Source organism: Actinomadura mexicana (genome assembly GCF_900188105.1).
GTDB lineage: Bacteria > Actinomycetota > Actinomycetes > Streptosporangiales > Streptosporangiaceae > Spirillospora > Spirillospora mexicana.
Map to the genome: position 1 here is coordinate 116,668 of NZ_FZNP01000020.1, position 24,189 is coordinate 140,856.

The window sequence follows — 24,189 nt, forward strand, 5'->3', positions numbered from 1 at the left end:
ACGATGACGAGCGACGACGAGCTCCTGCGGAGCCTGCTCACCGGCGGCCCGGAGGGCGAGCCGCGGACCGACCGCATACTGGACGCCGCCCTGCGCTCCTTCGAGACCTACGGGCCGCGCCGCACCACCATGGACGACGTCGCGCGCGAGTCCGGCCTCGGCCGCGCCACGATCTACCGCCGCTTCCCCACCAAGGGCGACCTCGCCACCGGTGTGCTGCTGCGGGAGGCGCGGCGCTTCTTCGCCGAGCTGGACGAGGCCGTCGCCGCGCTGCCCACCCTGGAGGAGCGCCTCGTCGAGGGGTTCGCCGTCACCCTGCGCATCAGCCGCGAGCAGCGGCTCATGACCCGCCTCATGGTCGTCGAGCCCGAGCTGTTCCTGCCGCACGCCACGGTGAGGGCCGCGCCCCTGCTCGCCGCCGCCCGCGGCTACCTGGCCGGACGGCTGCGGACCGCGCAGCGCCTCGGCGCCGCCCCGGCGGACGTCGACCCGGAGGTCGTCGCGGAGATCCTGGTCCGCCTCACGCACTCCCTCGTGCTCACCCCGGACGGCCACATCCCCCTCGACGACGCGGGGGCCCGCGACTTCGCCCGCCGCTACCTCCTGCCGATCGTCCGCAACGCCCCCTCCTGAGCGCGCGACGCGGTCGGGGAACTCAGGCACCGTCTCCGGACGGGAGGACGATGCGGACCGCGGTGCCCTCCCCCGGCGGGCTCTCGACGGTGACCCGGCCGCGCAGGGCGCGGACGCGGTCGGTGAGGCCCGCCAGGCCGCCGCCCGGGTCCGGGGCGGCACCGCCGACGCCGTCGTCGCGGACCTCGGCGACGATCCCGTCCGGCCCCGGGCGGACGGTCAGGTGGACCGCGTCGGCCCGGGCGTGCTTGACGGCGTTGGTGAGGGCCTCGCAGAGCGCGAAGTAGAGCGTCGACTCGATCTCGGGCGGGAACCGGGCCGCGGGCATGTCGAGATGGACGGGCACGGCCGTGCGGGTGGCGACCAGTTCCATCGCCGGGGCCAGCCCGGCGTCGGCGAGGATCGCCGGGTGCATGCCGCGGGCCAGGGCCTCCAGCTCGGCGACCGCCTCGGCCAGCTCGCGGCGGCAGGTCCCGGCATGCTCGCGGGCCCGCGGGTCGGCCGCCGCGTCCTCCAGCCGGGCGAGCATTTCCTCCAGTGCGTGGAGCCGCTGCTGGGCGCTGTGCTTCAGGTCGGCGGCGAGCCGCTCGCGCTCGGCCGCCTGGATGCGCACCAGGCGCTCGCGCGCCTCGCGCGCCCGCTCCAGATTGGCCTGCGCGGCGGCCTGGAGCCGGACGGTCTCCAGCGCGCGGCCGCCCGCGACCAGCGCCGCCTCGACGAGCGGCTCGTGGTCGCGGAGCGCGGCGGCGAGGTCGACGGTGGCGAGGGGTTCGCCGCCGGACGTGCGGACCTCGTGCCGCCAGCGTCCCGCCGCACCTCCCGGGGCGTCGCGCATGGTGCGGCCGTCCACGTCGACGTAGCCGCCGTCCGCCCACATCCACAGGTCGAGGGCGCCGTCGCCCAGGACGCTGCGGAGCGCGCCGCGGACGCGCGCCACCGAGACCGGGGCGACGAGCAGGCGCTGCATCCGCTCGGCGACGGTCAGCTCGGCCAGCCGGGCGCGCAGCGCGGTGCCGAGGAACGCCAGCGGCAGCACCGTGGCGAAGACCCCCTGGAAGAGGTAGACGTCGAGCACGTCCGCCAGGTCCGCGTCGCTGCCGATGAGCTTGCTCTGGACCGCCAGGGCGCCGGTGACGCCGAACGTCACGGCGACCGCGACGGGAACGGTGAGCGCGCGGTCCAACCGCCCCGTGCGCGGCAGGCGGGCCACCAGGATCACCACGAGGGCGCCGGCCAGCACCGTCATCGCGCCGGCCAGGCCCCGCTGGACGCAGTGGAACGCCTCGTGCTCGGGACGCAGCGCCGGCCAGGTCACCGACGACGCGAAGCCGTTCCAGGCCGGACGGGAGAGGGCGCACAGCAGCGCCTGCCCGCCGACCATGATCACAACCGCGGCGGCGGTCCACGGCTTCGCGGCGGCGCCCTCCAGCCGCCCGGCCGGGTACAGCAGCACGCCGATGCCGATGGCGAGGAAGAACGCCGACTGGGCGAACACCGACACCAGCGGCGCCGCGCCGGTGTTCCAGGCCGCCGCCCAGGTGACGGCCCACGCCGCGGCGGCGGCGACGAACGCCGCGCCGGTGCGCCGGCCGGTGCGCCCCGCCGCGAGCAGCCCGCCCGCGACGGCGAACCCGCCGCAGCAGACCAGGGTGACGGCGGCGGCGACGGGCTGGGCGCGCCAGTGCGGCCAGCCGCAGGCCAGCGCCGCGGCCGCGACCGCCGCGCCCGCGGCCAGGGCGCGGCGGACCCGCGCGCCGAGCCACGGCGGCCACCGGGGGACGGGCCTCACCGCGCTCCTTCCTTGTCGTCCCGGGAAACCACCGGCCGGGAAGCGGGTTTTCCCGGATGTGCGCGCCGGGCGGCGCCGGGAGCATGGGAACGTGCTGGAACGGCCGCGTCGCGAGCCCGGGTACGGGCCCGTGGCGCCTCGCGGTGGCGTGCGGGGGCCACCACCGGGGTCACCTGACGCGACCGGACTCGCACAGTCAGTTTTCCCCACCGCCGCCCTGCGGCGCGAGGGTCTGTTACCCGATCGATGCGCGGGACGCGGGTGGACGCGGTGACCGCTGTCCCGGGGTGTCCGGTTGTGGTCAGCGGGTCTCGGCGGCGCGCAGCCACGTCAGGACGGCGAGCACGCGCTTGTTGCTGTCCTGGGGACCGGGCGGCCCGCCGGGCGTGGTGATCTTCAGCTTGGCGAAGATGGCCCGCACGTGGTCCTCGACCGTCCGGGCGGACAGGTGCAGCCGCTTGCCGATGCCTGCGTTGGAGTGCCCCTCCGCCATCAGCCCCAGGACCTCCCGCTCGCGCCCCGACAGCCGGGACAGCTCCTGCTCGCGGTGCCGCGCCTCGACCAGCCTGGTCACCACGTCGGGGTCGATGACGACCTCGCCGCGGATGACCCGCTCCAGCGCCGAACGCAGGTTCTCCACGTCCGTCACGTGGTCTTTCAGCAGGTACCCGACCCCGCGCGGCCTGCCGCGGAACAGCTCCATCGCCTGCGGGGTCTCGTTGAAGGCCGACAGGACCAGGACGCCGAGGCCGGGGTGGCGCTCCAGGAGCCGGCGCGCCGCGACGACGCCCTCGTTGGTGAACGTGGGCGGCATGTGCAGGTCGACGATGGCGACGTCGGGCGGATCGTCGGCGACGCGGGCCAGCAGTTCCTCGCCGGAGCCGGCGGACGCCACCACGTCGATCCCGACCGTGGTGAGGAGGGTGACCAGAGCCTGCCGGAAGATCCCGCTGTCCTCCGCCACGGCTACTCGCATGGAAGGTCCATCCTTACCGTCATGCCCGCGCGGGGGCCGCCGCCGACTTCCATCTCGCCGCGCAGCGCCTTGATCCGGCCGGACGGACCGGCGAGATCGGCGGCAGGGTCTGCCTGGCGGGCACCGTCGAGCCCGACCTCGGCGACCGCCCGCCCGCCCTCCTCGCCGACCCACACGGAGATCCGGGTGGCACGCGCGCGCTCGACAGCGTACGACAGCGTCTCGCACAGCGCGGAGTAAAGCGTGGACTCGATCTCGCGGGAGAACCGGCGCGGAGTGACGTCGAGCGCGACCCGGGTGCCGAGCCGCTCGGCGACGACCTCCAGCGCCGGGCCGAGGCCGTGCTGGACGAGCAGCGCCGGCTGCACCTCTCTGGCCAGCGTCCGCAACTGGGCGAGGGCCTCCTTCAGCTCGGCGCGGCAGGCGCGGGCGTGCTCCTTGACCGCCGGGTCGCCGGTGACGGCCTCCAGCGTGCCGAGCATCGCGCCGAGCGCCAGCAGCCGCTGCTGCGCGCCGTCGTGCAGGTCGCGGGCGAGCCGCTCACGCTCGGCGGTCTCGGCCCGCACGAGGCGCCGGTAGGCGGCCCTGACCTGTTCGAGGCCCGCCTGCACGCCGGCCTGCAGCCGCGCGGTCTCCAGCGCCCGGCCGCCCGCGACGAGCGCGGCCTCCACGAGGGAGCCGTGGTCGCGCAGCGCGCCGCCGAGCTCGACGACCGCGAGCGGCTCCCCGGCGGCGCCGCGCACCCGGTGCCGCCAGCGCCCGCCCTCGCCCATGGCCCCGTCCTCCGCCGGGCCGTCCGCGCCGCCGGCCTCCGGGCCGCCGGCCTCCGGGCCCACGTCGACGGGGCGCCCGGCGGTGTCGACGTAGACGCCCTCCGTCGGCGCCCAGAACCACAGCTCCAGGGTCGGGTCGTGCAGGACGTCGCGCAGCGCGTCGCGGACCCGCTCCACCGACACCGGGGCGGTCAGCCGGAGCATCCGCCCCGCGACGGTCAGCTCGGCGATGCGGACCCGCAGCCCGGACGCCAGCAGCGTCAGCGGGACGAGCACGACGACCGCGCCCTGGATCACGTAGACGTGCAGCAGGTCGTCCAGCGGGATCGACGCCTCCATGATCGGCTTCTGCGTGAAGGCCGCCGAGATGCCGACGAACCCGATCGCGACCGTCACGGGCAGGGCGAGCAGGCGCCGCAACCGGCCCATCCGCGGCAGCCGCAGCAGGAGGACGACGGCGAACGACAGGGCGAGGAGGAGGTACAGGGCGGCGGAGACCTGGAGGACGACCTTGAAGGTCTCCAGGTCGGGGTAGAGGGCGGGCCACCACACCGACTCGCCCCGGAACGCGGCCCACTCCGGCTCGGACGTGACCCACAGCGCCGTGGGGCAGCCCCACAGGACCAGGCACGCCATGACCGTCCAGATCCGGTCTCCCAGGTACTCCAGCCGGCCGCCCGGGTAGAGCAGGACGCCGACGGCGAGCGCGAGGTAGAAGTCGGCCTGGGCGTAGGGCGACATGATGGGCCCGAAGGTCGCGTCCCAGCTCGCGGCCCAGTTGACCGCCCAGAACACCGACGCGGCCGCGAACAGCAGCCCGGTGCGGCGGGTCCGCGGCCCGGTCGCGAGCAGGACGCCCACCACGGCGATGGCGGCGCAGCTGACCAGCGTGGTCGCGGCGGCGGCCGGATGGTCCCGCCAGTACGGCCAGCCCGCGAGGAGCGCCAGCCCCGCGACCGCCGCCCCGGCGACGAGGGCGCGCCTCGTCTCCGTCCCGAACCACGGGGGCGACCTGCGCCTGCGTGGCGCGGAAATCACCACGACCATCCTTTCCATGCTGGGACCTCGGCCCGCGTCCCGCCACCGCGAACCCACGGGACGCGGGTCCGTGGTTTCCCGGGGCCGCGACGGCCGTGCGCCGCCCCCGGCGGGCGCACCGGCATCCTCCCGACTCGGGGCGCGTTCCCGAAGGGGCGTTATCCGATCGATGCGCGAGCCGTTCCGGCGTTCCCGTCCCAGTCGCGCGGGGGTCCGGACCCCGGCGTCCGGGACCATCCGGGACGTCCTTCCCTTGACGCGCGTCGTCGTGCACGCCGGCCCGCAGTGCAGGCCGTGCAGGCAGTGCAGGCCGTGCAGGCCGGGGCGGACGGCCTCGGCATCGTCAGGCCCTCCTGATCGCTTCGTCACCCCGTCTCAGTCGGGCAGCATCGGGGCCGGGACGCCCTGGTCGCGGCCGAGCAGCACGGCGCGGGTGATGGCGGACGACCCGAACCGGTCCCGGACGTCGTCGACCGCGCCGTCCACCGCCATCGCCTGGTCGAACGGCAGGGTGAGCTGGACGGCGCGGTCGTCGTGCAGGTTGCCGAGCGAGAGGCCGATCAGCGTCAGGCCGCGCTCGTCGATCACGGGCATGGCGGCGGCGAGCAGGCCCCGCGCCGCCGCCAGGAGCACGGGGGTCTCGGCGGTGGCCTGGGCCAGCGTGTGCGAGCGCGTGACGCGGGCGTAGTCGCCGAACCGCAGGCGGAGGGTGACCGTCCGGCAGACGCGGCGGGCCTTGCGCAACCGGCCGCCGAGCCGGTCGACCAGCCCGACGAGCATCACGTCCAGCTCCGCCGCCGAGCGCCGGCGGCGGCCGAGCGCCCGCTGCGCCCCCATCGACCGGCGCCGCACGCCCGTCCGCACGGGGCGCGGGTCCCGGTTGTGCGCCAGGGCGTGCAGGTGGCGGCCCGCCCCCGGGCCGAGCATCGACACCAGCGTGGACTCCGGCATGCCGGCCACGTCCCCGACGGTCCGCACGCCGAACCCGGCGAGCTTGGCCGCGGTCGCGGGCCCCACGCCCCACAGCCGCCGCACCGGCAGCGGGCGCAGGAACTCCAGCTCGCCGTCCGGCGGCACCACCAGCAGCCCGTCGGGCTTGGCGACGCCGCTGGCGACCTTGGCGAGGAACTTGGTGCGGGCGACCCCGACCGTGATCGGCAGCCCGACCTCCTCGGCGATCTCGCGCCGCAGCCGGACGGCCACGTCCACCGGCGGGCGGCGCAGCCCGTCGGCGTCGAGGAACGCCTCGTCGATCGACAAGCCCTCCACCAGCGGCGTCGTGGCCCGGAACACCGCGAAGACCGCCTTGCTCGCCGTGCTGTAGGCGCTCATGCGCGGCGGGACGACGACCGCCCGCGGGCACAGCCGGCGCGCCTGCCCGCCGCTCATCGCCGTCCGCACGCCGCAGGCCCTGGCCTCGTAGCTCGCCGCCAGCACCACGCCCGTCCCGACGATCACCGGGCGCCCCCGCAGCGCGGGATCGTCCCGCTGCTCGACCGACGCGTAGAACGCGTCCAGGTCGGCATGCAGGATCGTCGCAGCATCGGACACGAACATATGTTCGCATGCCCGGCCGTCGTGCCTGGTGGCGGGCCCCTCCGACGAGCGGAGGGCCCGCCGCGGCAAGCGTCGCGACGGGCCCCCGTGCGGGTGGTCACTCGTTGAAGAGGCGGCCGTAGTCGGCCATGGCCAGGGCTATGTCCGCCTGGGCCCAGAAGCGGTGGTAGGTGAACACCGGCGCCGTGGAACTCTGGCCGCCGGCGTACGCCCACACGCGCGCGTAGTCGGGGTCGCTCTTGTAGAAGGAACGGATGGACATGAAGGTCGAGCTGGAGTTGATCGGGTCGCCGTTCGGCATCGTGCCGCTCCAGCCGGACGGGACGTAGACCGGGTCGGCGAGGCGCTTGTAGTCGGACCTGGTCTCCTGGACGGAGACGCCCTTCGCGTCGGCGTGCTTCCAGATGGCGTCGAGCAGGTCCTTGGCGGTCTGCTTGGCGGCGGTGTCACCGGACCTGGCGGCGTAGTACGTCAGGGTCTTGGCGTACGCGGCCGCCACACCGACGTCGTCTGTGTAGTCCTGCACCGAGACGTGCAGGCCGGTGTTGGCGGGCGGCGTCCCGGTGGAGGCCGACCAGTTCGCGTCCGGCTGCCCCGTCCACTTGAGGGTGGAGGGGATCTTGATTCCGCCCGTGGTCGGGGCGACCGTCGTCTGCGACAGCGCCCAGGAGACCCACTTGTCGAGGATCGCCTTGGCGGACGCGTCGCCCGTGACCTGGTAGTACTCGGCCACGCGCTCCATCGACCACGCCTGGAAGCCGAACCACTGGTTGCTCGGCGGGTCGTGGTAGACGGGCTGCCAGTCGTAGGCCATGCCGAAGAACTCGGTCAGGCCGGCCGGGGGCGTGCTGTAGCTGCCCTCCCAGCTGTTGGTGACGCCTCCGGCGATCCCGCCCTCGGCGGACTGCAGCCACTTGTAGAGCTGGAGCTGCCGGGTGAGGCTCTTGCCCCAGTCGGCCTTGGCCGTCGCGCCCTTGGGCGCGAGCGCGGCGTCGTTCACCAGGGCGTAGGCGGCCAGGGGGTTCTGGTAGCCGAAGTGCGAGGCGCCGTCGCCGATGCGCCACGCCCAGCCGGCGCTGGTGTCCGTCGCGCCGCCCCACGCGTAGTACCAGGACAGCAGGTAGTGCTCGCTGTCCTTGCCCGACCCCGCCGGGCAGGAGGAGGGCGAATCGCAGTCGCCGATCTTCTTGAAGTACTTGTCGAAGAACGAGTAGCGCAGGTAGTCGCCCATCTTGCCCGCCTTGGCCACGGTGGCCGAGACGTCACCGGACCTGCCCTGGTCCTCGGCCCAGGCGTTCGCCCAGTACGCGGCCTGGATGGCGCGCGCGTCTGCGTCCGGCGCGTCGGTGAACTTCCACTGCCTGGCGTAGGAGGAGTCCTTGATGAACAGGTCGAGATAGCCGTTGGTGCCGCCGAAGGCGAACTTGTCGCACGTCGGCTGCGGGACGGTCTCGAACACCGACTCCTGCGCCCCGCGCTGGTAGGTGTTGATGTAGGAGGGGCCGTCCGCGCTCGGACCCTGCTCGCAGCCGCCGCCGGGCGTGTTGCCGTACCCGTAGACGTTGTCAACGTCCTGCAGCCAGTGCATGCCGTAGATGTCGTCGGTGCCGTAGGCGGACTTCAGCTCGCTCGCGATCGGGTCCTGGCCGACCGGGACGCTGCCGTCGATCTGCGACGGGTAGTCGCTCACCGCTGGGTGCTCGGCGGCGTAGGTGGCGGGCTTGGAGGCGTTGTAGAAGGAGTTCGTCGGCTGGTCCGCGTGCGTCGGGATCATGTACTTCTCCATCAGCGCCCAGGAGGCGTTGAAGGGGGCCCAGTTCTGCGTGACCTTGCCGTACATGGCCTCCAGCCAGATGAGGTAGCTGTAGGCCTCCGACGTCGTCTCGTGCCCGTGGTCGGGGGCCTCGACCATGAACGTCTCCACCGAGTGGTAAGGGATCCCCTCGGGGCTGAAGTAGCCGTTCGCCGGGTCCTTGATCTTGTTGTACTGGTCGAGGAACCGCTGGGTGTAGGTGTCGCCGGAGGTCGCCACCTCGGTCGCGGTGACCTTGGCCGCCGCGTGGCCGGGCGCGGCGGAGGTGAACGTCGCCTGGCCCGTCCCGGAGTCGTCCGCGGTGATCGTCACGTTCTGGGCGGTGGACCAGTTCTGCGGCGTGAAGGTCAGCGTCCCGCCGCCGGTCACCGACAGGCCGGCATTGCCCGCGGTCCGGGTCGTCGTCACGGTCACCGTCGCGGACGGGGCCTGCGACAGCTTCACCGCGTACGCGGCCTTGGCGCCCTGCGCGACGGTCAGCGCGGCGGGGCTCGCCACGACGCTCGCCGCCGCCGTCACCGTGACGCCGACCGGCGCGGATTCGGCCGACGCGCCGGTGCTGTCGGTCACCCTGGCGTAGATCGAGTACGAGCCGGCCGCGGTGGGCGTCCAGTTCAGCCCGTACGGGGCTGCGGTGTCGGCGGCGCCGAGCGCCCCGTTCTGGTCGAAGAACTCGACCTTGGAGACGGTCGCGCCGGTGCCGGCCGCCGCGGTGGCGGCGATCGGCACCGAGGCGCCCACCGAGTACGTCGCGCCGGCGGACGGGCTCGTCAGCGCCACCGTCGGGGCGGACGAGCTCCGGTTGCACGGCGTGCCGTTGAGACTGAACGCGGTGGGGTCGGTGTTCGTCCCGCTGTAGCTGAACTGCGCGCCGACGTTCACCGAGGCGCCGGAGGCGAGCGTCCGGTTCCAGCTCTCGTTCTCGACGGTGACCTGCTGGCCCGACTGCGACCACTTCGCCGACCAGCCGCTCGCCAGCTTCTGGTTCCCCGAGTAGGAGTAGACCAGCTTCCAGCCGTCCAGCGCGTCGCCCTGGTTGGTGATGTCGATGCTCGCGGTGAAACCGCCGCCCCAGTCGTTCTTGTTGTAGACGACCTTGCACGCCGCCGCCGCGGCGTGCGCCGGGGCGATCACGCCCAGGCCGCCGCAGAGCAGGGTCAGCGCCGCGCCCACGGCCGTGAACGCGCGCCATCGCCGATGTCTTCTCACTGTGTTCCTTCCTGTCGCGCCCGGCGTCCGGGCATGGCGGTCTCCACACACCGGCGGAGCACGGCGGTGGTGGTGTCGGGGAGGGCGGGGGCCGCGCCGGCCCCGGTCCGTCAGCCGGACTCCCGGATGATCAACTTGGTGCGCAGCACGACGCCGCGCTCGGTGTTCGGCCTGCCGCCGGTGCAGGCGCGCAGCTCGCGCGCCAGGCGGGCGCCGAGGTCCTCGGCCGGCTGCCGGACGGTCGTCAGCCGGGGGCGGACCTGCTGGGCCACCGGGGCGTCGTCGAACCCGACGACCGCGACGTCGTCGGGGACGCGGCGGCCCGCCCGGCGCAGCGCGCTCAGCGCGCCGACCGCCATCTGGTCGGACGCGGCGAGCACGGCGTCGACGTCCGGCCGGCGCTCCAGCAGGCGGCGCATCGCCCGCTCGCCGGACAGCCGGCCGAAGTCGCCCTGGCACACCAGCCCGTTGACGCCCATCCCGGCCTCGCGCGCCGCGATCCGGTAGCCGGCGAGCCGGTCGACGGCGGCGCCCATGTCGGCGGGCCCGGCGATGGTGCCGATCCGGCGGCGGCCCGAGGCCAGCAGGTGCCGGACGGCGGCATGCGCGCCGCCCCGGTTGTCGACGTCGACGTACGGCAGCGCCACCTCGTCGAGGGGGCGCCCGGCGAGCACCACGGGAGCGCCGGCGGCGGCCTGCACGAGCGGGGCGACCTGGTCGCGGCGGGCGCCGACGAGCAGCACGCCCTCGGCCCGCCCGCCGCGCAGGTAGCCGGTGGTCGCCCGCCACTCGTCCGCCCGGCCGGCCATGAGGACCACGAGCGGCGCCCGGCCGCCGAGCTCGCGGCGCACGCCCCACAACAGGCGTGCGTAGAACGGGTCGCCGAGGACGCGGCAGCCGTCCTCGCAGACGACGGCGGCGACGGTGCCGGACGACTCCCGGTCGGGAGGGCCGCTGCGGCGCCGGACGTAGCCGAGCCGCTCGACCGCCGCCTCGACCTGGAGGCGGGCCGCCCTGCTGACGCGCGCGGACCCGTTCAGCACGCGGGACGCCGTGGCCGGCGACACGCCGGCCAGCTGCGCGACGTGGGCGAGGGTGGGCGGTCGGTCGGGGAGGGCGGGGTCGTGCGGGGGGTGGGTGACGGTCACGCTTGCGGCACTCCCTTCGGGGGTTCCCGGCCTTTCGAGGGGGTGGACCGGGTCGGGAGTAGTGGGAGCGCTCCCAGGAATCTGATCGGACGCGCATCGTGTCAAGGGTCGCGAGGAAACCGAATTCGGGGCCTCCCGCACCCGCCGCTCACCGCGCGCGCAAGGCGCCGTGAAAGTTCGTGAAAGGAATGGAACAAGGCTTCCCTCCCGCATCCAAGGCGTTCTACGTTCGCCGCAGTCCAAGGAGTGGGAGCGCTCCCAAGCCCCTCATCCGACGTGAAGGCGGAGATCCATGAGATCGCTTTCCCCGCGCACCGCAGCGGTGGCCGCGCTGACCGGCGCGATCTGCGCGGCGGGCTCGCTCGCCGCGGGCACCGGGACCGTGCTCGGCGCGCCGCCGGCCCGCGCCGCCGTCGCCTGCGAGGTCGGCTACACGACCAACGACTGGGGCACCGGCTTCACCGCCGCCGTCACGATCACCAATCGCGGCCCGGCCGTGGACGGCTGGACGCTGACGTACTCCTACACCGGGAACCAGCGCCTCACGGGCGGGTGGAACGGCCGGTGGACGCAGTCGGGCACGACCGTCACGGTCGCCAACGAGAGCTGGAACGCGGCCCTCGCGACGGGCGCGTCCGTGCAGGCCGGGGCACAGTTCGCCTACAGCGGCACGAACGCCGCCCCGACCGCCTTCGCGCTCAACGGGACGGCCTGCAACGGCGGCGGCGAGCCGACCACCGAACCCCCGACCACTCCCCCGCCGGACGGCCCAGCCCCCAAGCTGAAGGTCTCCGGCAACACGTTCGTGAACGCCGCCGGCGCCGCGGTGCGCCTTCGCGGGGTGAACCGCTCGGGCGGCGAGTTCGCCTGCGTCCAGGGCAACGGGATATGGGACGGCCCCATGGACGCGGCCTCCGTCTCCGCGATCAAGAACTGGAATGCCAACGCCGTCCGGGTGCCGCTCAACTCCGACTGCTGGCTGGGCTTGGACAACGTCGCTCCCGCCTACCGCGGAACCGCCTACCAGAACGCCGTCAGGAATTACGGGGGGGCTGCTCGAGGAGAACGGCATCACGCCCATCCTGGAACTGCACTGGAGCCGCGGTTTGTGGACCGGCTACGACAGCCATTGCCAGACCGCGGCCGCGGAATGCCAGAAACCGATGCCGGACGCACAGTACGCACCGGAATTCTGGAAGCAGCTCGCCACCGCCTACAAGGGCGACACGGCGGTCGTGTTCGACCTGTTCAACGAGCCGTACCCGAACAACCTCCAGGTCATGGACTACGCCCAGTCGTGGAAGTGCTGGCGTGACGGCGGCCCGGCCTGCACGGGCCTGACCTACGAGGCGGCCGGGATGCAGGACCTCCTCGACGCCGTCCGCTCGACCGGTGCGCAGAACGTCGTCATGGTCGCGGGCAGCAGCTACTCCAACGACCTCGGCCAGTGGCTCGCCCAGAGGCCGTCCGATCCCACCGGGAACCTGGCGGCCGCGTGGCACTCCTACAACTTCAACTACTGCAAGGACGCGTCCTGCTGGGACCAGCAGATCGCGCCCGTCGCCGCGCAGGTCCCGCTCGTCGCCGGCGAGATCGGCGAGAACACCTGCGGCCACTCCTACGTCGACCCGCTCATGAGCTGGCTGGACGCGCGCGGAGCGTCCTACCTCGGCTGGACGTGGAACACCTGGGACTGCTCCAGCGGCCCGTCGCTGATCAGCTCCTACGACGGCACCCCGACCGCCTACGGCGCCGGACTGCGCGACCACCTGCGCTCCGCGCCCTGACCCCACCGCGAGAAGCCCACCCCAACCAGATGGAGGAATCCGAATGAAACACCCCTCCGCGCGCAGCGGCCGCGGCGCCCGGCGCCGCGGCGCGGCGGCCGCCTCGGCGGCCGTGCTGCTCGCCTCAGGCATGGTCGCGCTGGCCCAGGCCCAGGCCAGCGCGGCCGCCGGCTGCAAGGTCGACTACACGACCAACGACTGGGGCACCGGCTTCACCGCCTCCGTGGCGGTCACCAACCTCGGCGACCCGATCAGCGGCGGCTGGACGCTGGAGTGGGACTTCGCCGGCAACCAGCAGGTGACCTCGGGCTGGAACGGGACCTTCACGCAGTCCGGCAAGCACGTCACCGTGAGGAACCCGGGCTGGGCCCAGACGCTGGCGACCAACGCGACGGCCACACCCGGCTTCCAGGGCACCTACTCCGGCGCCAACCAGGCACCCGCCCAGTTCAAGCTGAACGGGACGGTCTGCACCGGGTCGGCGGGACCGACCGACCCGCCCACCACCCCGCCCCCGGGCGACCGCGTCGACAACCCCTACGCCGGGGTGAAGGCGTACGTGAACCCCGAGTGGTCGGCCAAGGCCGCGGCCGAGCCCGGCGGCGGCGCGGTCGCGAACCAGCCGACGGGCGTGTGGCTGGACAGGATCGCCGCGATCCAGGGCGCGAGCGGCTCCATGGGGCTGCGCGCCCATCTCGACAAGGCGCTCGAACAGGGCGCCGGGGTGATCCAGCTCGTCGTGTACGACCTGCCCGGACGCGACTGCGCCGCGCTGGCGTCCAACGGCGAGCTCGGCCCGAACGACCTCGACAAGTACAAGACGCAGTTCATCGACCCGATCGCGCAGATCCTCGGCGACGCCAAGTACGCCGGCCTGCGGGTCGCCGCGGTCGTGGAGATCGACTCGCTGCCGAACCTGATCACCAACGCCGGGGGCCGGCCGACCGCCACCGCGAACTGCGACACGATGAAGGCCAACGGCAACTACGAGAAGGGCATCGCCTACGCGCTGCAGAAGCTCGGCGCCCTCTCCAACGTCTACAACTACCTCGACATCGGCCACCACGGCTGGCTCGGCTGGGACGACAACTTCGGCCCGTCCGCGCAGCTGCTCGCCACCGTCGCGCAGGCGTCCGGCTCCAAGAACAACGTCGCCGGATTCATCACCAACACCGCCAACTACGGGGCCTTGCAGGAGCCCTACTACACCATCGGCGACTCCGTGAACGGCACGTCCGTCCGGCAGTCCAAGTGGGTCGACTGGAACCGGTACGTCGACGAGCTGTCCTACGCGCAGGCGTTCCGCCAGGAACTCGTCAAGGACGGTTTCGACCCGGGCATCGGCATGCTCGTCGACACGAGCCGCAACGGCTGGGGCGGCGCGAACCGCCCGACCGGCCCCGGCCCGAAGACCAGCGTGGACGCCTACGTGGACGGCAGCCGGACCGACCGGCGCATCCACCTTGGCAACTGGTGCAACCAGGCGGGCGCGGGCCTCGGTGAGCGGCCCAAGGCGGCCCCCGCCGCCGGCGTCGACGCCTACGTGTGGATGAAGCCCCCGGGAGAGTCCGACGGCGCCAGCAAGGAGATCCCGAACGACGAGGGCAAGGGCTTCGACCGGATGTGCGACCCCACGTACACCGGCAACCCGCGGAACAACAACAACATGAGCGGCGCGCTGGCGGACGCCCCGCTGTCCGGGCACTGGTTCTCCGCCCAGTTCCAGGAGCTGCTCAAGAACGCCAACCCGCCCGTCCGGTAACCGGCCGCCACGGATACGGCCCCGTGACCCGCTCCTCCGGTCACGGGGCCCTTTCCCGTCCTGGAGGCGGTGCCCCGAAAACGGAGCGGTGCCCCGGAATGGAAGCGGCCCGCGGCGTCCCCTGTCGGACGCCGCGGGCCACGTTCTGCCAGGGCCTCAGGAGGTCATGCAGTGCGGTTCGAGTGCGGTCGGGGAGCTCGGCGCCTTCACCGTGAACCCGAACGTGGTCGACGCGCCCACGGCGAGAGCGCCGTTGTAGTTCGCGTTCTCGACCGTGACGTCCGGGCCGGACTGCGTGTAGCCGCCGTCCCACAGGCTGTCGACCGTCTCGCCGTTGGCGAAGGTGAAGTGGGCCGTCCAGCCGCCGAGCGGGAGCGTCCCGGTGTTGGTGACGGTGATCTCGCCCTGGTAGCCGCCGTTCCAGCTGCCGACGGAGCGGTACCCGGCCTTGCAGACCTTGCCGGGGTCGCCGGGCGGGTCGGTCGGGCCGCCGCCGTCCTCGCCGACGCCGGTCACCTCGCCGTCGCCGCCGTCGAAGACAACGTCGGAGCAGCCGTAGAACGTCTCGTTGCTGTCCGAGCGCTGCCACACGGTGTAGAGGAGGTGGCGGCCGCTCTTGCCGGAGGGCAGCCTGGCGTTCCAGTGGTAGTAGGCGTCCTCGCTGCCGGGCGAGCCGACGCTCGGCGGGTCGGTGACGCTGTAGAACGGCTGGTCCTCCAGGTCGTCCCAGCTGAGCGGTCTGGTCGGGCTCCAGCCGTCCTTCGTGACGTAGGTGCGGAACGTTCCGGGATGGGCCGCCCACTTGTTGTACCGGAACTCGATGTCGGCGCCGGAGGTCAGGTGCGTGACCGGCCAGTCGTCGCGGGCGAGGTCGTAGCCGCCGAAGTCGTAGACGACCGCGCCGCCGCTGCACAGCTTCCCGTCGGGGATGAAGCCGCGGGTGCGGCCGGCCCCGTCCGAGCGCAGGACGGCGAACCAGTTGTAGAGCGAGTCGGGGCCGCTCTGCGCGACCGCCGCCGCGCAGGCCGGGTTGTGCGGGACGATCTGCCCGGTCGGGCTCAGGCCGTCCTTCCAGCACAGGTAGGTGCGGCTGCCGGGCACCATCATCGCGCCGTGCGCCGAGGCCGGCGCGGCCGTCAGCAGCGCGCCGACGATCATCGCGGGGCCGAGCACCGCACCCGCGGCCAGTGCCCTTCGTCTTCGCCTGCCCATGTTCCTCCCGTCACCAGGCCGAGGAGTCCTGTCCAGCGGAAGCTAACTCCGCCCCGGGCGGCCCGTGAACGGGCCTTTCAGGCTTTCATCGGGCGCCGGGGGCACGGCACCGGCCGCGGAGGCTCAGCCCTTCGTCGCGCCCGCGGTGAGACCTCCGATCAGCTGGCGCTCGGCCACCGCGTAGAAGGCGACGGCGGGCACCATCGCCAGCACGATGTAGGCGATGACGAGCGCGTAGTTCGTCGAGTACTGCCCCTGGAACTGCTGGATGCCGACGGGGATCGTCTGCCATTTCGGGTCGGCCAGCACCAGCAGCGGAAGGAAGAAGTTGTTCCAGCTCGTCACGATGGCCAGGACCGACACGGTGCCCAGGGCGGGCCTCGCCATCGGCAGCAGGATGCGCCAGAAGAACCCGAACCGGCTGCAGCCGTCCATGATGGCGGCCTCCTCCAGCTCCGCCGGGATCGTCCGGAAGAACGACCGCAGGATGATGATCGTGATGGGGAGCGCGAACGCGGCCTGCGGCAGGATGATGCCGAGCGGGTTGTCCAGGAGCCCGAACGAGCGCAGCAGGACGAACAGGGGCAGCACCGCCACGGCGGGCGGGAACATCAGGCCGGCGGCGAACAGCGTGAAGAAGAACTCCCGGCCCCGGAAGGCGTAGCGGGCGAACGCGAACGCCGCCAGCGCCGACGCCGCGACGGTGAGCAGCGTGGTGGCGACCGCGATCATCACGCTGTTGCCGATCTGCCGCCAGAAGTCGCCGGACGACAGGATGCCGGTGTAGTTCGACACCTTCCAGGGCGAGGGCAGCCCGACCGGGTCCGTGGTGAGGTCCCCCGTCGTCTTGAACCCGGAGACGACCGCGTACAGCAGCGGGACGACGATGAAGGAGCCGAGCACCCACACCAGGGTGTGCCGGGACGCGCTCCGAGCGAGGTGCGCCCTCACCGGCGGCCTCCCGCGGAGGTGACGGCGCCCTGGAGGTCGCGGCGCAGCGCGTAGCGCTGGTAGAGCAGGGAGAAGACCATGCTGATGAGGAACATGGCCACGCTGATCGCGCTCGCGTAGCCCATCTGGTAGCGCTTGAACCCGAACTGGAACATGGTGACGGCCATCGTCTCCGTGGAGTGCGTCGGCCCGCCGGTCGTGGTGACCCACACGAGGTCGAACAGCTGGATCGAGCCGATGACGGACAGGAACATGCTGATCCGCAGCGTCGGCCCGAGCAGCGGCAGCGTGACTCCGCGGAACCGCCGCCACGGCCCGGCCCCGTCGATCGAGGCGGCCTCCAGCACCTCGGCTGGGACGCCCTGCAGCCCGGCGAGGTAGATCATCATGTGGAAGCCGAAGTACTTCCAGGTCATGACGGCGAAGAGGGTGGGCAGCGCGGTGCCCGGGTCGGAGAACCAGGTGCCGGCGAGGCCGCCGACGAGCGGCAGGTCGCCGGCGAGCGTGTCGGCGAGCCCGGTGCCCGGCAGGAAGATGATGCCGAACAGGACTCCGGCGATCACCTCGGACAGGATGTAGGGCGCGAAGAAGACCGCCCGGTAGACCGCGCGGCCGCGCATCCGCTGGTTCAGCAGGACGGCGGTGCCGAGCGCGACCGGCAGCTGGACGGCGATCGACAGGACGACCAGGAACAGGCCGCGCCACAGGTCGCCGCGGAAGACGGGGTCGCCGGACAGCTTCCGGTAGTTGTCCAGCCCGGCGAAGTCGTCGGGCCGGCCGAAGCCGCCCCAGGTGAAGAAGCTCGTGTAGAACGCGACGAAGATCGGGATCAGCACGAAGAAGAGGAACAGCAGCAGCGCCGGGAGGAGGAACCAGGTGGCCGACATCCAGCCGCGCAGCCGCCGGCCCGCCGGCGCGCCGCGGGCCCGCCCGCGCGGGGCCCGCACGGCGGGCCGCGGCCGGTCGTCGGTCGTGGCGGACGGCGTCATCGGCTCTTGGCCGCCTTGGTCACCTGCCGCACGACCTCGTCGGGGGTCCCCTTGCCGCCGACGAGGGCCGCGACGCTGTCGTTGACCTGCTGCCCGACGGCGGGCGGGAAGGCCTGGTCCAGGTAGAGCTGGAATCCGCTGGAGCCCTCCAGCGCCTTCGCGACCTGCTTGCGGTTCGGGTCGCCGAGCGCGCTCTCGGCGCCCTTGACGACCGGCATGAAGGCGCCCGAGGAGACGAGCTTGCGCTCGTTCTCGTCGTTCATCAGGAACGCCAGGAAGTCCAGGGCCTCCTTGGGGGCGTCCTTGCTGAGCGAATGGCCGTTGCCGCCGCCGAACACGTCGGTGACGGTGCCCTGCCCTCCGTCGACGGTCGGGAAGGGGAACCAGCCGAGGTCGTCGCCGATGCCCTTGCCCGAGGCGTCCTTCTCCACCGCCGGCGCCCACTGCCCCATCAGCTCCATGCCCGCCTTCCCGGCGCCCATGGTGGCGGCCTGGCCGCCTGGCGCGTCGTAGCCGGCGTTCTGGAAGCCGCTCTGGAAGGGCTGGAGGTCGACCAGTTCCTTGAGGTGCTGCCCGGCCTGGACGAACGCCGGGGCGGTGAAGTCGCCGGATTTTGCGGCCTGCTCCAGCGCGGCCATGCCGCCGACGCGCATCGCCAGATAGGCCCAGTAGTAGTGGCCGGGCCACTTGTCCTTGCCGCCCAGGGCGATGGGCGTGACCCCGGCGGCCTTGAGCTTGCGGACGGCGTCCAGGAACTCCGCCCAGGTCTTCGGGGTGCCCTTGATCCCGGCCTTGGCGAAGTGCCGCTTGTTGTACCAGAACCCCACCATGCCCATGTCGTACGGGATGGCGTAGGTCCTGCCGTCGAACTGGTATGCCTTCTGCGACACCGGCGTGATGGTGCCGAGCAGGCTCCCCCCGTCGGAGGTGAGGTCCTTCACCAGTCCCGCGTCGACCTGCTGCCTGAGCACCCCGCCGCCCCAGGTCACGAAGACGTCCGGCAGCTTCCCGGAGGCGACGAGCGCCGTCATCTTCGACTTGTAGGCCTCGTTCTCCAGGTTGGTGAGCTTGATCCTGACGTTCGGGTGCGCGGCCTCGTAGGCCTTGGCGATCTGCGGATAGAGCGACTTGGACGGCTCGGTGGTCGCGATGTCCATCCACTCGACGGTCGCCTTGCCTCCCGATCCGGAGTCGCCGTCGCCGCAGGCGGCGAGCAGGGGCGCGGCGGCGGCCAGTACGGCGCCCGCGGAGACTGTGGTGAGGAGGGAACGGCGCGACAGCGGTGGGATGCCCATGATGGCCTCCTGGATGGGGGTGGGCTCGGCCGGGAGCGGTGGGACGGGACCGCTCGATCGAAACTTTTCGAAATTCTTCGGGCTTACCGTTGCCGTGGAACTCTAAGAAAGGGCCCCCTCACGGTCAAGGCTTCGGCCGTGAGTGACCTAAATGCAACGCTTGAGAAGTCTCGGACCGGGGCTAGGAGAGCGCGAAACATTGCGATACTGTTCGCAATCGTTTCCTCGGGGAGGAGAGAAGCGTGCCCGTGCGCACCAGCGACGAGATGCCGGACCCGCCGGCCCGGCCGACCCTGGCACTGATCGCGGCCGAGGCGGGGGTGTCCCCCGCCACGGTCTCCAAGGTCCTCAACGGCCGCACCGACGTGGCCGCCGCGACCCGCGAGCGCGTGGAGGCGCTGCTGCGCACCCACAACTACCCGGGCCCCGGCGGGTCCCGTCGCGCCCGCAGGTCCGGCCTGATCGACCTGGTCCTGGCCGGGCTGGACAGCCCGTGGGCGGTGGAGATCCTGCGCGGGGTGGAGGCCGAGTGCGCCGAGCACGGCACCGGCGTGGTCGTCTCGCTGGTGCGCGCGGACGACGCCCGCCCGCCGAGCTGGCAGAACCTGCCCGCGCTGCACCACAGCGACGGGGTCATCCTGGTGACGTCCCGGATGACGCGGCGCCAGCGCGAGCAGCTGGAGCGGGCCGGCGTCGGGCTCGTCCTGGTCGACCCGGTGAACCTGCCGGACGCCGAGATCGCCAGCGTCGGCGCCACCAACTGGGCGGGCGGGCTGGCCGCGACCGAACACCTGATCGGGCTCGGCCACCGCCGCATCGCGATGATCGGCGGCCCCGCCGACATGCTCTGCACGCAGGCCCGCGTGGACGGCTACCGGACCGCCCTGGAGCGCGCGGGGATCGAGGTCGACCGGGACCTCGTCCGGTACGGCGACTTCCACCACCAGGGCGGGTACGCCCGCACCCGCGAGCTGCTGGCGCTGCCCGAGCCGCCCACCGCGGTCTTCGCGGGCAGCGACGAGCAGGCCATGGGCGCCTACCAGGCGGCCCGGCTCGCCGGGCTGCGCATCCCCGAGGACCTGAGCGTCGTCGGCTTCGACGACCTGCCGACCTGCGAGTGGCTGTCGCCGCCGCTGACGACCGTCCGGCAGCCGCTGGAGGAGATGGGCCGCGTCGCTGCCCGCACCCTGCTCCAGCTGCTGGACGGACGGCCGCCGCTGACGCCCCGCGTGGAGCTGGCCACCGACCTGCGCGTGCGCGCCTCGACCGCACCGCCGCCCCCGACCTCGCCGTCCCGCACCCCGCCGTCCCCCACGGAGGAGCGATGACCGAAGCCGTCCCGGCCCCGAGCGCGATCCGCGAACCCTGGCAGGACCGCGGGCTGCCGGTCGCCGAGCGGGTCGCCGTCCTGCTGGCCCGGATGACGCCCGGGGAGAAGGCGGGGCAGCTCGCCGGCTTCTGGGCGACGCCGGCCGGGCCCGGCGGGCCCGTCGCGCCGATGGAGGACGACTCCCACGAGACCGCCCCGCGCCTGGAGGAGATTCTGGACCGCGGCCTCGGCCAGCTCACCCGCGTGTTCGGCACCGTGCCGGTCGCAGCGGCCGAGGGCGCCGCCCGGCTCCGCGAGCTGCAGGGCCGCGTCGCCGCGGGCAACCGGTTCGGCGTCCCGGCGATCGCGCACGAGGAGTGCCTCAACGGCTTCATGACGTGGGGCGCCACCGTGTTCCCCAGCCCGCCCGCGTGGGGCGCCACCTTCGACCCCGAGCTGGTCGGCGAGATGGCCGCCGCGATCGGGGCGAGCATGCGGGCGGCGGGCGTCCACCAGGGCCTCGCGCCCGTGCTGGACGTCGTCCGCGACGCCCGCTGGGGCCGCACGGAGGAGTGCATCGGCGAGGACCCGTATCTCGTCGGGGTCCTCGGCACGGCCTACGTGAGGGCCTTGGAGCGGTCCGGCATCGTCACCACGCTCAAGCACTTCGCCGGCTACTCCGCCTCCCGCGCCGGGCGGAACATGGCGCCGACGCCGATCGGTCCGCGCGAGTTCGCCGACGTCGTGCTGGAGCCGTTCATGATGGCGCTGCGCGACGGCGGCGCCCGCTCGGTCATGCACTCCTACACCGACGTGGACGGGATGCCCGCCGCGGCCGACGAGCGCCTGCTGACCGGCCTGCTGCGCGAGGAGCTCGGCTTCGCGGGCGTCGTCGTCGCCGACTACTTCGGCATCTCGTTCCTGGAGAGCCGGCACCGGGTGGCCGGGTCGCGCGGCGAGGCCGCCGCGCTGGCGCTGCGCGCGGGGATCGACATGGAGCTGCCGACCGTCCGCTGCTACGGCGCGCCGCTGATCGAGATGGTCCGGCGGGGGGAGGTGCCCGAGGAGCTGCTCGACCGCGCCGCCGGCCGCGTCCTGGCGCTGAAGGCCGAGCTGGGCCTGCTGGACGGCGCGCCCGCCGGGGACGGCGGGGCGGAGCTGGACTTCGACCCTCCGGAGCACAGGGCGCTGGCGCGGCGGCTGGCCGAGGAGTCGGTCGTCCTGCTGGCCAACGACGGCGTGCTGCCGCTGCGCTCCGGCGACGGGGTGGTGCTGGCGGGGCCGCTGGCGGACGACCCGTTCGCGATGCTGGGCTGCTACACGTTCCCGAGCCACGTGGGCCGCCGGCACCCGGAGATGCCGCTCGGTGTGAGGATCCCGACGCTGGCGGACGCGGTGCGCGCCGAGCTGCCCGGGGTGCGGGTCGCGGCCTCGGACGACGTGTTCGTCGCAGGCGACGCCGAATTCGAGGCCGCCGTCGCGGCGGCGCGAGAGGCCGAGGTGTGCGTGCTCGCCCTCGGCGACCGGGCGGGGCTCTTCGGCCGCGGCACGTCCGGCGAGGGCTGCGACGCCGAGACGCTCGCGCTGCCGGGACGGCAGGCCGAGCTGGCAGCGGCCGTCCTGGCCACCGGCACGCCCACGGTCATCGTGATGCTGACCGGGCGCCCGTACGCGATCGAGTCCCTCGCCGGCCGGGCCGCCGCCGTCGTGCAGGCGTTCTTTCCCGGCGAGGAGGGCGGCGGGGCCGTCGCGGGGGTCCTGTCGGGCCGGGTCGAGCCGTCGGGGCGGATGCCGATCAGCGTTCCGCGCCGCGCGTCCGGCCCCCCGGTCACCTACCTGCGGTCGCTGATGGACGGCGGGCACGACTGGAGCGTGGTCGACCCCGTCCCGCTCTACCCGTTCGGCCACGGGCTGACCTGGACGTCGTTCGAGTACGAGGACCTGCGCGCGGACGAGCGGGCGGCGACCGACGGAACGGTGATGGTCAGTGCGGTCGTCCGCAACACCGGCGAACGCGCCGGAACGGAGGTGGCGCAGCTGTACCTGTCCGACCCGGTCGCCTCGGTGGTGCGGCCCGCGCGCTGGCTCGCCGGGTGGGCCAGGATCCGGCTGGAGCCGGGCGACGCGGCGCGGGTCGGGTTCCGGGTGCACGCGGACCGGACCTCCTTCACCGGCCCGGACCTGCGGCGCATCGTCGAGCCCGGCGTCGTCGAGGTCTCGGTGGGGCGGTCGAGCGCCGACCTGCCGCTGCGCGGCGCGTTCACGCTCGAAGGGCCCGTCCGCGAGCTCGGCCCGGACCGGGTCCTCTCCGTCCCGGTGGAGGTCACGCCGCTGTGACCGCGTTCGGCAATCCCGTTCTGCCGGGCTGCCACCCCGACCCGTCGGTCTGCCGCGCGGGCGGCGACTTCTACCTGGTGACCTCGACCTTCGAATGGTTCCCCGGGCTGCCGGTGTTCCACAGCCGCGACCTCGTCCACTGGCGTCAGGTCGGGCACGCGCTGGACCGGGCCGGCCAGCTGCCGCTGGACGGCGTCCCGGCGTCCGGCGGCCTGTACGCGCCGACGCTGCGTCACCACGACGGCACCTTCTACCTGGTCTGCACGCTCGTGGACGGGACGAGGTGGTCGGGGCACTTCGTGATGACCGCGTCCGATCCCGCCGGGCCGTGGTCGGACGCGCACCGGCTGGACGGCGACGGCATCGACCCGTCCCTGTTCTTCGACGACGACGGCCGCGCATGGTGCACCGGCACCCGGCCGACGGGACGCTACGAGGGCCACACCGAGATCTGGCTCCGCGAGTTCGACCCGTCCGCCCTCGCCCTGACCGGCGAGGAGCACGTGATCTGGGACGGGGCGGTGAAGGGGGCGATCTGGTCCGAGGGCTCCCATCTCTACAAGATCGATGGCCGGTACGTGCTGCTCACGGCCGAGGGCGGCACCGCCCACGACCATGCCGTGATGGTCGCCCGCGCCGGCGCCGTCACGGGTCCCTACGAGGGGGACCCGCGCAATCCGGTGCTGACGCACCGCAACCTCGGGGCCGGGCATCCGATCGTCGGGGCCGGGCACGCCGACCTCGTGGACACGCCGGACGGCGAGTGGTGGATGGTGCTGCTCGCGATGCGCCCGCACCACCTCGACCGGTGCCCCCTCGGCCGGGAGACGTTCCTGACCCCGGTCACCTGGGAGGACGGCTGGCCGGTGACCGGCGGGCGGGTCGAGGCGCAGCACCCCGTCCCGTCGCTGCCGCCGCACCCGTGGCCGGCCGCTCCGGCGTGCGACCAGTTCGACGGACCCGAACTGGGCCCGGCCTGGAACATGCTGCGCACGCCGCGCGAACGCTGGTGGAGCCTGACCGAGAGACCCGGGCACCTGCGGCTCCGCGCCCGCCCGGAGACCCTCGCGGACGTGGCCAACCCGTCGTTCCTCGGGCGGCGCCAGCAGCACCGGGACTTCGCCGCGTTCACCTCGCTCGACTTCGTACCGGCCGATGAGGAGCGGGCCGGGCTCGCCCTCGTCCAGAACAACGACTTCCACGTCCTGCTCGTGTCCACGAGCCAGGGGCTGCGCTCGGTCAAACGCGAGCGGGGGGTCGAGACCGTGCTCGCCACGGGGCCTGCCGTCTCGGGGCCCGTCCGGCTCGGCTTCGAGGCGCACGGGCGCTGGTACCAGGCGTACTACGGCTCGGCGCCGGGCGAGTGGACGCCATTCGGCGCCCCGGTGGACGGCGACGTCCTCAGCAGCCAGGTCGCGGGCGGTTTCACCGGCGCCTACATCGGCCTCTACGCCACGTCCAACGGCCGGACGGGCGGCGGCCACGCCGACTTCGCGTGGTTCGAGTACCGCCCGCTCTAGATGATTGATTCCAAGGGCTGTTGTTGCGGTCAGTGATCGTAGGCGGTCAGGGAGCGGGCGACCGGCTGGCCGGTCTTGTCGTTGTGCCAGA

At 73.4% G+C, this 24,189-nt stretch carries 16 protein-coding genes and 1 pseudogene; 7 read left to right on the top strand and 10 right to left on the bottom strand.

The window, feature by feature from the left end:
- Window positions 1-3 precede the first annotated feature (3 nt).
- Window positions 4-633 (top strand): TetR/AcrR family transcriptional regulator, encoded by a 630-nt coding sequence (locus tag CHC11_RS35175; RefSeq protein WP_089316204.1) that lies wholly within the window; start codon window positions 4-6, stop codon window positions 631-633.
- Between the two features lie 22 nt (window positions 634-655).
- Here the strand turns inward: CHC11_RS35175 and CHC11_RS35180 are convergent, their stop codons facing one another.
- The 6 genes from CHC11_RS35180 to CHC11_RS35205 all read right to left on the bottom strand — a co-directional run bounded on the left by CHC11_RS35180 (window position 656) and on the right by CHC11_RS35205 (window position 10,936).
- Window positions 656-2,422, bottom strand: a complete 1,767-nt coding sequence (locus tag CHC11_RS35180) for an ATP-binding protein (RefSeq protein WP_089316205.1) — start codon at window positions 2,420-2,422, stop codon at window positions 656-658.
- A 301-nt stretch (window positions 2,423-2,723) separates the two neighbouring features.
- Window positions 2,724-3,398, bottom strand: a complete 675-nt coding sequence (locus tag CHC11_RS35185) for a response regulator transcription factor (RefSeq protein ID WP_089316206.1) — start codon at window positions 3,396-3,398, stop codon at window positions 2,724-2,726.
- The gene (locus CHC11_RS35190; RefSeq protein ID WP_143227431.1) at window positions 3,389-5,209 is read right to left on the bottom strand and encodes a sensor histidine kinase; all 1,821 of its coding nucleotides are present in this window, start codon (window positions 5,207-5,209) and stop codon (window positions 3,389-3,391) included. Before CHC11_RS35190 ends, CHC11_RS35185 begins: the two co-directional genes overlap by 10 nt.
- Window positions 5,210-5,584: 375 nt before the next feature.
- Window positions 5,585-6,760, bottom strand: coding sequence for a DNA polymerase IV (dinB, locus tag CHC11_RS35195; protein WP_218826380.1), 1,176 nt, complete (start codon window positions 6,758-6,760; stop codon window positions 5,585-5,587).
- Between the two features lie 103 nt (window positions 6,761-6,863).
- Entirely contained in the window at window positions 6,864-9,788 is a 2,925-nt protein-coding gene (locus CHC11_RS35200; RefSeq protein WP_089316209.1) for a glycoside hydrolase family 48 protein, read from the bottom strand.
- A 110-nt stretch (window positions 9,789-9,898) separates the two neighbouring features.
- Window positions 9,899-10,936, bottom strand: a complete 1,038-nt coding sequence (locus CHC11_RS35205; RefSeq protein WP_245920174.1) for a LacI family DNA-binding transcriptional regulator — start codon at window positions 10,934-10,936, stop codon at window positions 9,899-9,901.
- A 292-nt stretch (window positions 10,937-11,228) separates the two neighbouring features.
- On the opposite strand from CHC11_RS35205, the pseudogene CHC11_RS43065 reads away from it, so the two are divergent.
- The 3 genes and pseudogenes from CHC11_RS43065 to CHC11_RS35215 form a co-directional block, all read left to right on the top strand.
- Window positions 11,229-11,639 (top strand): annotated as a pseudogene (locus CHC11_RS43065) (cellulose binding domain-containing protein); the annotation flags it as partial.
- A 235-nt stretch (window positions 11,640-11,874) separates the two neighbouring features.
- Window positions 11,875-12,723, top strand: coding sequence for a cellulase family glycosylhydrolase (locus tag CHC11_RS43070; RefSeq protein ID WP_245920175.1), 849 nt, complete (start codon window positions 11,875-11,877; stop codon window positions 12,721-12,723).
- Between the two features lie 43 nt (window positions 12,724-12,766).
- Window positions 12,767-14,485: a glycoside hydrolase family 6 protein gene (locus tag CHC11_RS35215; protein WP_089316211.1), complete on the top strand. Its 1,719-nt coding sequence runs from the start codon at window positions 12,767-12,769 to the stop codon at window positions 14,483-14,485.
- 156 nt (window positions 14,486-14,641) lie between these two features.
- Here CHC11_RS35215 and CHC11_RS35220 read toward each other — a convergent pair whose 3' ends face one another.
- The 4 genes from CHC11_RS35220 to CHC11_RS35235 form a co-directional block, all read right to left on the bottom strand.
- On the bottom strand, window positions 14,642-15,697 hold the full coding sequence (locus CHC11_RS35220; protein ID WP_089316212.1) for a lytic polysaccharide monooxygenase auxiliary activity family 9 protein: 1,056 nt from the start codon (window positions 15,695-15,697) through the stop codon (window positions 14,642-14,644).
- A gap of 123 nt (window positions 15,698-15,820) precedes the next feature.
- A complete protein-coding gene (locus CHC11_RS35225) occupies window positions 15,821-16,648 on the bottom strand; it encodes a carbohydrate ABC transporter permease (protein WP_089316213.1) in 828 nt (275 codons plus the stop codon).
- The gene (locus CHC11_RS35230) at window positions 16,645-17,637 is read right to left on the bottom strand and encodes a carbohydrate ABC transporter permease (RefSeq protein WP_089316214.1); all 993 of its coding nucleotides are present in this window, start codon (window positions 17,635-17,637) and stop codon (window positions 16,645-16,647) included. The genes CHC11_RS35225 and CHC11_RS35230 overlap by 4 nt, the downstream gene beginning before the upstream one ends.
- A complete protein-coding gene (locus CHC11_RS35235; RefSeq protein ID WP_089316215.1) occupies window positions 17,634-18,932 on the bottom strand; it encodes an extracellular solute-binding protein in 1,299 nt (432 codons plus the stop codon). Before CHC11_RS35235 ends, CHC11_RS35230 begins: the two co-directional genes overlap by 4 nt.
- Window positions 18,933-19,198: 266 nt before the next feature.
- On the opposite strand from CHC11_RS35235, the gene CHC11_RS35240 reads away from it, so the two are divergent.
- From CHC11_RS35240 to CHC11_RS35250, 3 genes are read left to right on the top strand one after another with little or no spacing between them, the layout of a single operon-like run.
- A complete protein-coding gene (locus tag CHC11_RS35240) occupies window positions 19,199-20,260 on the top strand; it encodes a LacI family DNA-binding transcriptional regulator (protein ID WP_089316229.1) in 1,062 nt (353 codons plus the stop codon).
- A complete protein-coding gene (locus tag CHC11_RS35245; RefSeq protein ID WP_179279163.1) occupies window positions 20,257-22,578 on the top strand; it encodes a beta-glucosidase family protein in 2,322 nt (773 codons plus the stop codon). Before CHC11_RS35240 ends, CHC11_RS35245 begins: the two co-directional genes overlap by 4 nt.
- Window positions 22,575-24,098 (top strand): glycoside hydrolase family 43 protein, encoded by a 1,524-nt coding sequence (locus tag CHC11_RS35250; RefSeq protein ID WP_089316216.1) that lies wholly within the window; start codon window positions 22,575-22,577, stop codon window positions 24,096-24,098. The genes CHC11_RS35245 and CHC11_RS35250 overlap by 4 nt, the downstream gene beginning before the upstream one ends.
- Window positions 24,099-24,189 lie beyond the last annotated feature (91 nt).